Annotated in this window: 15 protein-coding genes; 7 read left to right on the top strand and 8 right to left on the bottom strand. The window is 69.5% G+C overall.

Features of this window, described 5'->3' with window-relative positions; translation table 11 throughout:
- The first annotated feature begins 132 nt into the window (after positions 1-132).
- Positions 133-765, top strand: a complete 633-nt coding sequence (locus ACZ9YD_RS11865; RefSeq protein ID WP_465075414.1) for a hypothetical protein — start codon at positions 133-135, stop codon at positions 763-765.
- Between the two features lie 83 nt (positions 766-848).
- Here the strand turns inward: ACZ9YD_RS11865 and ACZ9YD_RS11870 are convergent, their stop codons facing one another.
- The 4 genes from ACZ9YD_RS11870 to ACZ9YD_RS11885 form a co-directional block, all read right to left on the bottom strand.
- Positions 849-1295, bottom strand: coding sequence for a DUF3597 domain-containing protein (locus ACZ9YD_RS11870; protein WP_465075415.1), 447 nt, complete (start codon positions 1293-1295; stop codon positions 849-851).
- Between the two features lie 465 nt (positions 1296-1760).
- Positions 1761-2522, bottom strand: a complete 762-nt coding sequence (gene tam / locus ACZ9YD_RS11875) for a trans-aconitate 2-methyltransferase (RefSeq protein WP_465075416.1) — start codon at positions 2520-2522, stop codon at positions 1761-1763.
- Between the two features lie 639 nt (positions 2523-3161).
- Positions 3162-4673, bottom strand: coding sequence for a S41 family peptidase (locus ACZ9YD_RS11880; RefSeq protein ID WP_465075417.1), 1512 nt, complete (start codon positions 4671-4673; stop codon positions 3162-3164).
- Between the two features lie 87 nt (positions 4674-4760).
- Positions 4761-5906 carry a helix-turn-helix domain-containing protein gene (locus tag ACZ9YD_RS11885; protein WP_465075418.1) on the bottom strand — a complete coding sequence of 382 codons (1146 nt, stop codon included), beginning with the start codon at positions 5904-5906 and terminating at the stop codon, positions 4761-4763.
- A gap of 166 nt (positions 5907-6072) precedes the next feature.
- Here ACZ9YD_RS11885 and ACZ9YD_RS11890 point away from each other — a divergent pair, with 166 nt between their 5' ends.
- Positions 6073-6534, top strand: coding sequence for a hypothetical protein (locus ACZ9YD_RS11890; protein WP_465075419.1), 462 nt, complete (start codon positions 6073-6075; stop codon positions 6532-6534).
- Positions 6535-6843: 309 nt separating this feature from the next.
- Here ACZ9YD_RS11890 and ACZ9YD_RS11895 read toward each other — a convergent pair whose 3' ends face one another.
- The 3 genes from ACZ9YD_RS11895 to ACZ9YD_RS11905 are packed head-to-tail and all read right to left on the bottom strand — an operon-like array spanning position 6844 to position 8276.
- Entirely contained in the window at positions 6844-7482 is a 639-nt protein-coding gene (locus ACZ9YD_RS11895) for an NrsF family protein (RefSeq protein WP_465075420.1), read from the bottom strand.
- Positions 7482-7982 (bottom strand): DoxX family protein, encoded by a 501-nt coding sequence (locus ACZ9YD_RS11900; RefSeq protein WP_465075421.1) that lies wholly within the window; start codon positions 7980-7982, stop codon positions 7482-7484. Before ACZ9YD_RS11900 ends, ACZ9YD_RS11895 begins: the two co-directional genes overlap by 1 nt.
- A gap of 12 nt (positions 7983-7994) precedes the next feature.
- Positions 7995-8276, bottom strand: coding sequence for a BufA1 family periplasmic bufferin-type metallophore (locus tag ACZ9YD_RS11905; protein ID WP_465075422.1), 282 nt, complete (start codon positions 8274-8276; stop codon positions 7995-7997).
- Between the two features lie 209 nt (positions 8277-8485).
- Between ACZ9YD_RS11905 and bufA2 the strand changes: the two genes are divergently transcribed.
- The 5 genes from bufA2 (at position 8486) to ACZ9YD_RS11930 (ending at position 11671) form a co-directional block, all read left to right on the top strand.
- Entirely contained in the window at positions 8486-8773 is a 288-nt protein-coding gene (gene bufA2 / locus ACZ9YD_RS11910) for a BufA2 family periplasmic bufferin-type metallophore (RefSeq protein ID WP_465075423.1), read from the top strand.
- A gap of 65 nt (positions 8774-8838) precedes the next feature.
- Positions 8839-9681, top strand: coding sequence for an MNIO family bufferin maturase (bufB, locus tag ACZ9YD_RS11915; protein ID WP_465075424.1), 843 nt, complete (start codon positions 8839-8841; stop codon positions 9679-9681).
- Positions 9678-10475 carry an HvfC/BufC family peptide modification chaperone gene (locus ACZ9YD_RS11920; RefSeq protein WP_465075425.1) on the top strand — a complete coding sequence of 266 codons (798 nt, stop codon included), beginning with the start codon at positions 9678-9680 and terminating at the stop codon, positions 10473-10475. Before bufB ends, ACZ9YD_RS11920 begins: the two co-directional genes overlap by 4 nt.
- Before the next feature lie 112 nt (positions 10476-10587).
- A complete protein-coding gene (locus tag ACZ9YD_RS11925) occupies positions 10588-11163 on the top strand; it encodes a sigma-70 family RNA polymerase sigma factor (protein ID WP_465075426.1) in 576 nt (191 codons plus the stop codon).
- A 115-nt stretch (positions 11164-11278) separates the two neighbouring features.
- Complete coding sequence (locus ACZ9YD_RS11930) at positions 11279-11671, top strand: barstar family protein (protein WP_465075427.1); 393 nt, start codon at positions 11279-11281, stop codon at positions 11669-11671.
- 17 nt (positions 11672-11688) lie between these two features.
- Here the strand turns inward: ACZ9YD_RS11930 and ACZ9YD_RS11935 are convergent, their stop codons facing one another.
- Positions 11689-12645, bottom strand: a complete 957-nt coding sequence (locus tag ACZ9YD_RS11935; RefSeq protein ID WP_465075428.1) for a hypothetical protein — start codon at positions 12643-12645, stop codon at positions 11689-11691.
- Between the last annotated feature and the right edge of the window lie 11 nt (positions 12646-12656).

The following is a 12656-nucleotide window of genomic DNA, read 5'->3' on the forward strand; positions in this document are numbered from 1 at the left end:
CGCAGTTGGGGCCTGCCCGGATGGACGCCGCGCCGTGCAGATTGCAGGGTGGTGATGCATGCCGCGCACCAGCCACCGGTCGTTGAAGCGCGGCCTCGCCCATTTCATCTGCGAAAGGATTCGAGTCGACCCATGCGCACGCTGATCCACGCCGCCGGCTGTTGCCTGTTGATGGTCGCCCCGACCGGGTGCATGCAGCAGGCGGGCGCGCCCGCGGCGACCCCAACCGAATCGACGGCGAAGTCGATGGACGAGACCAGCAAGCGCGTGGCCGCAGCGGCTGCGAAGGCCCATGGATGGCAGGTGACGGATGTCGTCGTGACTGACCTGCCGGACGGCGCGGCAGGCGCATGCCGTCTGGTGGGCGTGCGCTCGAACAATGTGCTGTCGGCGTTGACGGAAACCTACGCGGTGCTGCACGGCGACGAAGTCGTCGGCCGTGGTGACACGGATGCGCTCGCGCGCGTCCTCAACGCCTGCGGTGACGAGGCGAGCCCGTCGCTCTGGGCCGAAGCGGTGGTCGCATTCGGCGATGACGTGCCGCCGGGACGCGTGCCCGAGACCGAGGCGAACATTTCCAGCGATGCGCACCGCGGCGCGATCGAGCGTGGTGGCTACAGCTTCCACCCGCCGCAGTTCGCGGCCGACGGCGCGGTCGAGTTCTTCATGACCGACGTCGAAGGCGGCCAGCTGTTCGAAGTGCGGGCGGCGCGCGGCGCTGATGGCGCGATCGATGTATTGGTGAAACCTGCGGGACGCGGCTGATCATGTCGCGCGGTGCGGATTGAATGCAGCGGGCCGGCGCGTGTGAGGCGCCGGCCCGCTTTTCTACATGTCGTTTCGACCGGTCAGTCCTTCAGATCGTCCGGCACCTTGCCGCCGTTCTCGGCCAGCTTGCGCATCACGGCCTTGTGCAGCGCGAGGTTCTGCTCGGCGCTGCCGTGCGCGCCCGCGTTGACGTCGAGCTCGGCCGCGAGCTCCTTGCGCGCCTCGAGGTTGGAATCGAGATCGAGCAGCTTCAGCAGGTCGACGATCGAACGACGCCAGTCGCTGGCACCGCCCTTCTCGGCGGCGAGCGCGGTCAGCACCGCTTCGACATCGACGGGTTCGGCCGGCTGCGCGGGCACGGGCCCGGCGGGCGCCGGATTGTGCGACGGCGGCGACACCTTGGGATCGTTCTCGCTGCCGGTGAAGATCACGGCCGCCGGCTTGGCGGGCGCGGCAGGCTTGGACGTCGGCGCGGGTGCATCCTTGCGACCGAAGATGCGGTCGGCGATTTTCGAGAACAGGCCCATGCGGGTCACTCCTTTGAAAGGGAACGGCGAGTGTGTGGCGGCGTTTGCAAAGGCCGCATGAAAGAATCGTGCGGATGTGATGACACCTTGGATCAGGCGTTAGTCTGGGGCTGGTGCTTGCGTCGTCCGGTCGGTCGTGCAGACGCGATCCCTTCATCGACAGGAGATTCGAATGGCTCTGGTGCAATGCAAGGAGTGCGGACGCGAGATCAGTGACCAGGCGATCGCCTGCCCCCAATGTGGCTACCCGCGCCGGCGCACGGCGCCGATGTCGCGTGGAATCAAGATCCTGCTGGGTGCATGCGTGATGCTTCTGGTCGCGATGTTCGTGTTCGCATTCGTCGCTGCATGGATGCTCCGCAAACCGATCGATATCGACCTGCCGCAGTCGAGCTTTCCATCGACTTCCTCGCAGGCGGACTGCCTCCCGCACCACGCGTGTGCGGCAACGCAGTTCGCGTCCCGCTAGACCTGCGCGACGACGAACAGACGCGGAAACGGCAGCAGCACGCTGCTATCGGCCTGTGCGGGCATCGCGCGCGTGATGCCGTCCCAATACGCATCGAGAAATTCGCTGCGCTCCGCGTCGTCCAGCGGCGCGAGATAGGGGCCGAGTGCGGAGCCCTTGAACCATTCGACAACGGCGGCGTGATCGGCCAGCGGATGGAAATAGGTCGTGCGCCAGATGTCGACGCGACTGCACAGCGGCGTCAGCAGTGCGTGGTACCACGCGGCGTCGTGGCGGTCGGGATGCTGCACATGGCCGATACGCGGAAACCAGCGCGGCGATGCCGCGAGCGTCTGCGCGACGCGATGCGGCGGCTCGCCGAGATTGTCCGGCGTCTGCACGGCGAGACAGCCGCCGTCGGCGAGCTGCGCCAGCAACTGCGGGTACAGCTGCGCGTGATCGGGCAGCCACTGCAGCGACGCGTTGGCGAGGATGACATCGACCGGGCGTTCGGCGCGCCAGCTGGCGATGTCGGCGACGTCGAACGCGACGTCCGGCAGACGTTCGCGTGCGGCGCGGATCATGTCGTCGGCGCTGTCGATGCCGAGGATCGTCGCGTCGGGATAGCGCGCGGCCAGCACCTGCGTGGAATTGCCGGGACCGCAGCCCAGATCGACCGCATACGCCGCGCTGTCGCGCGGGATGGCGGCGACGACATCGCGAGACGGGCGCGTGCGCTCCTCCTCGAAACGGCTGTACTGGGTGGCGGACCAGGTCATGCGTGTCTTCCGCGTGTGGAATGCAGATCGTACTGCGGGCGTGCGGGCGTCGACGCGATGCGGGTCGGGACTTTCTGTGGGTGGAGCAGGCCAGTTGCGAAGTCTTCGCAGGCGCATGCTGATGCGAGATCGTGGAAATCGGTCGCGCTCGACTGGACACCGGCCTGCGAGCCTTCAGCCCGTCATCCCAGCGCACGCTGGGATCCAGTTTGATCTTCGCGTCTGCGTCTGCGTTTTCGACGTGCGACGTGCGACGTGCGACGACATACGATCTCAACTGCTGAAGTGATCGAGCGCGCGTGGCGTCGAGCCGACAGGTGCGCTGGTCCGCCTCCGGGACCGTGGGTCATGCGCGACGCACCTGTCGTCGCCGCATACGTGCAGTCCACCCGATCCGCTTCACGGCCCGACGCCTGCGAACGGCCACGCCGAAGACCGCGACGTGGACGTTCTTCGTGCTGCCGCCCGCCGCCAGCGCACGGCTGCCCACGCGCAGCAAGGTCACCGTCGACGGTAACCTGCGCGGGGCACGGCCCACTCGACGCTGGGGCCCGGCGGTGCAGGCCGCCACGGGTTCAAGATCGAGCAGACACTGCGCGAAGCAGCCGGCGTCGCGGCCGGTGACACGGTCCCGGGACTTCAGCCCGCACGCAGGGCGCGCCTGACCGCGTCCATCTCCGCATCGCGACCTTCGATAATGTTCTGCACCGTGTGCTCTACCCGGATATCGGGCGCGATACCGGCATCCGGTGGCGCGCCATCGGGGAACGGACCGAGCGGAAACTGGCCGACCAGCGGCAGGTCCAGCTCGATGCCACTGTGCGGCAGGGTCAGGAAGAAGAATGCGCTGCCGTTGATGCCGCGCTGGTTGCCGCCGGTGGTCTGCCCCACCAGGGTGGCCAGTCTGCTGGCCTTGGCCTGCTGCGCGAATTCGAAGGTCGCCGAACTGTTCTCGGCGCCGATCAGGACGAAGACTTTCCCGGTGTAGCGCGGCGCGACAGGCGTGATGCGCTCGACGCCAGTGTCGGGCTGCCAGCGCGTCAGACGGAGATCATCTCCGGCGCGCGGCGTGGCGGCGTCGCCCCAGTCGTAGAAGCTGCGGTCCCAGGTCGACAGGCCAGCACGCAGGTCGTCCGGCACACGACGGACGCGGACCCGATGTTCGATGCGCGGGAGTTGGATCGGTGCGGCCGCGAGATGCGCGAGCAGCACTTCGCCGACCCCGAGTCCGCCTTCGTTGCCGCGCAGATCGATGACGAGCGCGGGCGTGCCGGCTGCATCGAGTTGCGCGAACGCAGTGTCGATGAAGGCGCGCCAGTCCCACGTGCTGTTGAACAGGGCCCAGGTCGGCATGCGCAGCACCGCCAGCGCCGGGTCGCGCGTGTCGAGCGACCATGCCGGCGCACCTGGCGAGGCTGCGGCAGGATTCGTCAACTGCGCGCGGCGCTGGGCGAGCGTCAAACCCTGCAATGCGCGCTCGATGCGCGTGCCATCGGGATTCCGCCAGACCACGATCGGGCGCTCTCCGAGTCCGGGGTACAGCAGCGGCAGGTAGACATCGAACGCCTCGATGGCGTCGTAGCCCAGCACCTGCATCTGCGCGATGCGCTTGGCGTCGTTGCCGCCGTCAGCGCGGGCGACCTGCAGCAGCGCGGTCAGCATGTCCTGCGCAGGCACGCCGCCGATGGTGAAGACGTCCGCGCCGGGTTGCAGATCCGCAATGCCGAAGCCGTCGGTCACCACCATGCGGCCTGCGATCCAGCGGAAGTGGAACGGCAGCCGCTGCGCGCCGCCGAGCAGCGCGGATTGCAGCGCTTCGGGCTGGTTGAGGACATTGGGGAATGTGTGTCCGCAGCGGATCGTGGCGGCGAAACGCGCGAATGCCAGGAAGGCCTCGCCGCGCGTGGCACCGCCGGCGAGTGCGCGACGCAGACCGTCGAAGCGCGTCCGCACTTCTTGCGGCGTGGCGTAGCGATACAGGCCGGGATGGAGCGCCGTGTAGGTGCGCTGCAGCCGATCGATATCGGAGACGAGGCCGGCACCCGACAGGACATCGTCCAGACGCGCACGATCCGGGTCGGGCGCTGCGGCCAGCGACACGGATAACGGAAACGCGAACAGACAACACAGGAGCAGTACGAAGCGCGCCATGGACGTTCCGACAGTGGAGAGACGATGTCGGAGCATCGACCCGCCGCCGCCGCGCGGCGCCTCATCGCACCAGCGTCTGCACGCGTTTCAGGAATCGGGACGTCGCCTGCGCCGCCACTCGCTGGGCGTGCAGCCGGTGGACGCACGGAACACCCGGTTGAAGGTGGCTTTGGAACCGAAGCCGACCGACAGGCCGATGTCGAGGATGTCGTCGTCGCCGACCAGCCGGCGTTGCGCGTCCTCGACCCGCATCCGGTTGATCAGGGCGCTGAAGCTCAGCCCGAGACCTTCGTTGAGCGCGCGGGACACGTAGTTGGTGTTGCTGCCGACCCGACGCGCCAGCGCGTCGAGGTCGAGCGTCGGCTCCCGCCACCAACCACCCTCGACGACCGCTGCCTCGATACGTGCGCCGAGGGCAGCCCAGTCGCGGGGCGCCCGGGCCGACGGCATGTCAGGCGGCGTGTCGACCGACGCATCCGGTGCCGCGAGTCCCGGGCCCGCATCGCCGATGCGCGGTCGCACATCGCGTGCATGGCGCCAGCCTTCGAGCCCGAGGTAATAGACCAGCGTTGCCAGCGCCACGTACATCGGGAACTCACGAAAGTAGCCGAGTCCGCCCACGGCACGGTCGGCAATCGCGAATCCCAGCCGCAGCAGACTCCACGCCAGCATCGCCACGATGAAACGCTGCAGCCAACGCAGCCGCCACTCCTCGCGCGCGGCGCTGTGCTGTTCGAGCCAGTGCTGGTAACCGCGGAAGCTGCGATACGCGAGCACCAGGTAGACGAGCATCGACAGCTGCACCGCAGCGGTTTCGACCGGCAGCGCCCAAGGGTGATGGACCGCCGCGTTGAACGCGAGCTTGTCCGGCAGCGGCCGCATGAACTGCACGAGGTAGTAGGCGCCCTGCAGCGCCGCCGGCAGGAGGTGCCACGCCCAGCCGCGCGGCAGGCGCGTGATCGCGAGCTGGCGCGCATAGAGCCAGACGCAGGGCCCGATCGCCAGGTCCCAGTAGAACGGCGCGAACGTCAGCCACTGGAATGCGTCGTACACGCCCGCGTAGCCGATCGTGTACGGGGTGATCTTCAGCACCATGACGATCAGCAGCGCGGCGAGTACGCGGTTGGCGGTGCCGTTCTCGCGGGTCCGCCACAGCAGCGCCGCCATCAGCAGACCGTGCAGGCTGGCGAGCAGGAGCAGCAGGCTCCAGGTGCCCAGGCGGATGTGCGTCATCAGGGGGTCCGTGTGCGGCATCGCGCGACGCCGGCGCAAGCCTAGCAATCGCCGATCGCCCCCACCATTTCAGGCGACGACGCGGACGCCGGGCGTGTCAGACCTGGCCGCATCGCCCCGCCGTCCACGTCTGTTTTCGATGGATGCATTCGAAAGCAGGCCCGGCATGACCCGCACACGTCTTTTCGCCCTCGCCCTCTGCTGCGCGCCGTGGTTGGCGTCCTGCACCCCCGGACCGCCGGTTGTGCCGGTTGCGGCGGCTTCGGTTGCGGCGCCCGTTGCGGCCGCGCCGTCCGGCGAGCATCTCGTCTACATCGTCGGGTGCGTCAATTGCCATCACCAGACGCCGAAACAGATCATCAACGCGCCACCGCTGGTGCTCGCCAAGGGGTACTCGCCCGCGGAGTTCACGACGCTGCTGCGGACCGGTATCGCACGCGACGGGCGCGATCTGTATGCGCAGGGCAGTCTGATGGGCATCGTCGCGCGGGAGCAGCTGTCGCATCTGAGCGATGCGGAGATCGGCGCGATCCATGCATTTCTGCGTGACGACTGGACCACAGCGCGCGCCGCGGTGGAGGAAGCCAAGATCGCGACGTTCCCGCCGCCAGCGTTCCACAAGAACTGAGCGACCGCATGGCCGATGCGATGCGAGGCCTGTATCGAAAGATGGGAGGCGTCCAGGCGAACGATCACCACGCGCGCGTGATGACAGAACAAGCTCGACACGCCAGGCCGCGACGACGAGGCACGCGTTTAGCGTGACCTCGATGCAGCGGCGGTCAGCAGCGGCCCGAGGTTCGGCGATCCGGCGTTGCATCCGCAGATCAGGCTCGAACCGCGCGCGGCGATTTGCGGAATGAACCGGAACGGGATGCGCTCTATCGACGGCGTTCGCGTAGGGCGCCCGCGTCACCGGACCGACGAACCTGCACTGCTACCAGCGCAGCAGCCGCGGCAGTGCCAGACGTCCGGCCAGGCCACAGCCCAGCACTGGCAGGAAATGCCAGATCGCCCAGTGCTCGACGCCGATGATCGGGCAGGACAGGCCGTAGATGGCACTGCCGAGCGCGCCCGATGCCAGGCCGGTGTAGAGCCCGGCGCGGGCGGGCGAGGCCGGGGCGCCGCGCCGCAACCAGCCCACGAGCACGGCCGCGGTGAGCAGGCTGCTGACCGAACCCCACAACGCGCACTCCCAATGGCCCTGCTCGCTGTGGACGGCGCCGTCGCCGAATCCCGGAACCGCCAGCACGACGAGACCCGCGACCGGCATCAGCGAGGCCGCTGCCACCAGCCAGAACGCTGCCGGACGCGCGGTGCGCGATGGCGAGGCCATCGCGACGACCGCCAGGGCGCAGGCCAACCCCAGCGTCGCCAGCACCAGTTCCGCCAGCAGCACCCAGCGCCCGTCCGGCGACAGGACGATGCCGGGCTTCAGGCCGAAACCCAGATGCACCAGCGCCGCCGTGCCCAGCACCGCCAGCGCCAGCAGACCCCAGCCCGCGCGCGCGCGCTGCGGGCGGACCGGGCGCAGGTCCGCCGACAGGCGTGCGATCAGGGCGTCGTCTCGGTCCATCACGTCATCCTCGGGCGGGTCGCGGCGTCAGCAGTGCCGCCGCGACCGCGCGCGACACGGGCCAGGACGGCATCGAACGACAACAGGCCGCTGCCGCGCGAGATCAGCACCAGGGCCAGACCGGCCCAGACGAGGTGGACGGGCCAGGCGTCAGGATAGACGAACAGCTGGATCACGACGGTCATCCCGAGCAGACCCGTCGCTGCGAGACGCGAGCCCAGGCCGAGCAGCAGCAACAGCGGCAGCCCGAACTCGGCCCAGGTCGCCAGCTGCACCGCGAGCTCGGGCGGCAGCAGCGGCACGCCGGCGTACTCGTGCTCGAACAGATATCGGGTGCCGTCGCTGATCTGCAGCCAAGTGCCCTCGACGACCTTGCTGCGCCCGGCGCGCCAGAACACGCTGGCCAGGGCCAGGCGGGCGACGAGCAGCGCCAGCCCCTCGCCGACCGGGCCAGAGAGGTGGCGGACGATGCCGCCGGGGTGGGGATACGTACGGGTCATGGCGGCGTGCCGTCAGCGGTCGATGGGGGTCAGCGACCCGGTGCCGGCAGGCGTGCGGGTCGTGGTGCAGGTGCCCTTGGGCACGAGCTTCCAGGCATTGCCCTGGTAGTCGCGCGTGGACGAACCGGCGCAGCTGGTGCCGGGGCCGGCGGCGCAGTCGTTCTGACCGGCCTTGGCGATGCCGTAGCACTTTTCGGGTGCGCCGGCGTCCTGGGCGACGGCAGGGACGGCCTGGGCGAACAGACCGGCGGCGAGGGCGAGACCGGAGATGCGGGCGAGGGTACGGGTGTCCATGGGATGACTCCTGGGTGTCGTGGGTGGGTGGCCCCGCAAATCCGCGGTGGCCTATCGGAGTTCGGACGAAGCGTCACCGCGGTTACAGACGAAAAAAAATCGTCGTGCTGTAACCGGCGCACCCGCTGCTGCGAACTCCTGTCTAGCGATCGGCCCGCGGGTCGACGCCCCGTGACTCCGTTCACTCCCATCGACCCATGAGGCTTGCCATGCACATCACCCACCGCTCGATCGCCACCCTCGCCGCATCCGCCGCAGCGCTCGCCCTGTCCGCTGCCGCCTTCGCCGCACCCGCGCCCAACGGCAGCGCCGGCCGCGCCATCAACAGTGACGACACGATCCACTGCTACGGCGTCCACGACTGCAAGGGCAACTCCGACTGCGCCACCACCGAGCACAGCTGCAAGGGCATGAACGCCTGCGCGGGCCACGGCTTCGTGGCCCTGAAGGCCGGCGAGTGCCTGACCAAAAACGGCACGATCGGCGACCTGCGCTGACCTGCTCACCGGCGACCCGCGTGCCCGTTTCGGCATGCGGGCGCCCCATGTTCCGGAGTCCGCCCATGCCGCACGTCCCTCCTGCCCGCACGTTCGGCCTGGGCATGCGCCGCGAGCACTATCCGCGCTTCCTCGCTGGGGATGCGCGCGTTGATTTCGTCGAAGTGATCTCGGAGAACTTCATGGTCGACGGTGGCCGTGCGCTGGCGACGCTGGAACGCGTCCGCCAGCACTGGCCCGTTGCGCTGCACGGCGTCTCGCTGTCGGTCGGATCCGCCCACGGCCTCGACGACGCCTACCTGGTGCGTCTGCGCCGACTCGCCGACCGGATCGAACCGCTGTGGTTGTCCGACCACCTCTGCTGGACCCGAACCCAGGCGCACAACAGCCACGACCTGCTGCCGCTGCCCTACACCCGCCGCACGCTGGACCTGGTCTGCGCGAACATCGACCGCGCCCAGACCCGGCTGGGGCGCACGATGTTGTTCGAGAACCCGTCGAGCTACTGCCGGTTCCCGGACGACACGATGACCGAATGGGAATTCATCGCCGAGATGGCGCACCGCACCGGCTGCGGGCTGCTGCTGGACGTCAACAACGTCTACGTCAGCGCCTGCAACCACGGCTGGGACGCCGCCGCCTACATCGACGGCCTGCCGCTGGCGCAGGTGCGGCAGATCCACCTGGCCGGCCATACGCCCGGCGAACTGCGCATCGACACTCACGACCGCGCGGTCTGCGACGCGGTCTGGGCCCTCTACCGGTCCGTGATCGCCCGATGTCCCGGTACGGTGGCGACGATGCTCGAGCGCGACGGCGACATTCCGCCGCTCGAGGACCTGGAACACGAACTCGACCGTGCGCGCACCCTGGCGACGGACGCCACGCCGCAGCAGGCCGTCGCATGAGCCTGGCCGCACTGCAGTCGACCTTCATGGGCTGTCTGCACGACGAGGCGGCGGCGCTGCCTTCCGACTGGGGCCCGGACATGGCGCGCGGGCTGGCGGTCTACCGCAACAACACGCGCAGCGCGCAGTTCGAGGCGATGCGCAGCACGTTCGCGCGCACGCGGCGCTGCGTCGGCGACGGGCCGTTCACCGCGGCGGCCGCGCATTACCTGATCCAGCATCCACCCGGCAGCTGGACCCTGGACGCGGTCGGCGAGGGCTTCGCGGATCTGCTGGCCACGCTGTTCGTGCACGAAGCGGACGTCGCCGACATCGCCGCGCTGGACTGGGCGATGCATGGCGTCTTCTCCGCGGGCGACGCGCACCCGCTGGACGCTGCGGCCTTCCAGCGCGCGGCGGCCGGTTTCGACGGCGACGACTGGGCCGGCCTGCGCCTGCAGCTGGTGCCCGCGCTCGCGGTCGTCGACATCCGCACCGACTGCCTCGCCACCTGGCGTGCGCTCGCAGGCGACGAGGCGCCGCCCGAGGCCGCCGTGCTCGCGCAGCCGGGGCAGATCGTCGTCTGGCGCGAGGACGGCGAGCCGGTCTGCCGCCGCGCGACACCGGGCGAAGGCGATGCGCTCCGCCAGATCGCGGCCGGCGTGTCCTACGGTGCGCTGTGTGCCGGACTCGTGGCGGCGCACGGCGAGGACGACGCCGTCCACATCGCGGGCGGGATGCTATCGAGCTGGCTGCACGCGGGCCTGCTGGCCGCGCTGCTGCCGCCGGCGCGCGGCGACCGCGATGCCGGGTGACGGCACCCGCGCGGCACCGGCCGCGGGCCTGCGGCAGCCCGGGACTGTGGTCGGCGCGTCTGCGGCGCAGCGATGCGCCACACTCCCCGCGTGCGCAGGCGGGAGGCCCGGCATGGTGACGACGCGGGCGGACGGTGGGGCCGACGCCGACAGCTGGGAGACGCTGCTCGTGGCCGCGCAGGCCGGCGACGCGCGCGCTTACGCACGCCTGCTGTCCCAACTGGGGCCGTGGCTGCGCAGCTATTACCGCCATCGCCTGCCGGCCTCGATGGTCGACGACGCGGCCCAGGACGCACTGATCGCCGTGCACGAAAAGCGCCACACCTATCGAGCCGGCGAACCCGCGCGTCCCTGGATCGCGGCGATTGCGCGCTACAAGTGGATCGACCGCCTGCGCGGCCTGCGCCGCCAGGACGAACCGCTCGACCCCGACCTTGTCTCCACCGATCCGCGCGGCGAGATCGACAGCGCGCTGCTGCTCGATGCGCTGCTGGCGACGCTCAAGCCGGCACAGGCGACCGCCATCCGGCTGGTCAAGCTGCAGGGCTACAGCGTCGTCGAGGCGAGCCGCATGACCGGCCAGTCCGAATCTCTGGTGAAGGTCAACATCCACCGCGGCGTGGCGGCGCTGGCCCGCGCAGTGGAAGACGGCCGGGACGCGGCGGTCGGGCGCGTGCTCGAGAGCTGAGTGCCTACTACCGGCGCTTGCACATGTCGCCGGCCCACATCGCCCACGCCGGGGCCTGTCGTCACGCGCGTGCATCGATGATGCAGACCTCCCGCACCGCCATCGCCCGACACCCATGTCCCAGGCCCTGACCCTCGACGGCAGCCGCATCCATGATCTCGCGTCGTTCTACGACGCGGTCAACCGGGTCTTCATGACCGGCGTCGACTGGCCGCTCGGCCACAGCCTCGATGCGCTCGACGACATGCTCTACGGCGGTTACGGCGCGCTCGATGGCGACGCGCCGGTGACGCTGGTCTGGACGGATTTCGAGAAGAACCGACGCGATCTCGGCATCGACGTCACGCGCGCGTGGCTGCAGGACAAGCTCGACACGCCCGGCCGCTACGACAAGGCGCGCATCCGTCGCGACCTCGACGCGCTCGAGGCAGGCACCGGACCGACGTTCTTCGATCTCGTGCTGGAAATCATCGCAGCGCATCCGAACATCACGCTCGAGACGCGCTGATGCGTCGGCTGCACGCTTCAGTCTGACGCTGCGAAGCCGGCCCCGTTCCACACCTCGTCGACGCGGGCTGCAAACGCACTGCGTGCAATTGCACGGGGCGACCAGACGGCTTCGAGTTCATCGCCGAGCCGACTGACGCCTGGCATCAGGCCGGTGAGATTCGTGAGCCGCCCCCACGACAGATCAAACCGTTGCGACGGCGGTCCCGCAGCCTGCTCCAGCCGGAATCCGGCGAGGGCCACGATGGGCCCGACGTCGGCACCGCTGACTTCGGCGAGTGCACGTACGACGAGGGTATCGGCTGTCCGGTCCCATACGAGCGCATGCCAGGGCGCACCGATGACACCGCGGGTTGCGCGCACGGTGACGCGCTGGGTGTCCTGCGGATCGTCATCGCCCCGGCCAAGTCGCACCGGATCCGTATCGGGATCAGTCAGCGCGGCCTCGGGCGCTATCCAGACACGACGCCCCAGCAGAAACAGGGGATCGATCGGTACGGCGGCAGGGTCCAGGGACGGCAGGCGCAACGCAGGTGCCCACAACGGCAGTGACGCACCGAGCTCGGCCAACCGCGGTAGGACGCGCTGCCGCCAGGCCTCGGCGAAATCGGCCCGCATCGGCACCGACAGCAGGATCCCCTCAGCCTCGGCAATGCCGGTGGTGTCATTGCCGATCTGGCCGAAGCCGATGCCCGGCGGTGCATCCTCCCAGGCCATCGCGCCGGGGCTGGCGAGACCGAGCGCAGCCGCGATGGCGGACGTACGCAGGGCGGTGTCGCCCGACGTCGACAGGAGATTGAGGTAGCCCCCCAGTTCGGTGATGTTGAGCGGCGCGGGAATGCGCGACGGCACCACGCTGCCTTCGAGCGCGAGCCGGCGCAGCATCAGTACCTGCGCTTCCTGCACTTCCGGCGAAGCCGCCGCGCGGATGACCGCAGCCAGCGCTTCGTCGATCGGATCGAATCCATCTGCCATGTCCGTATCCT

The organism is Luteimonas sp. AC640a, from assembly GCF_979256585.1.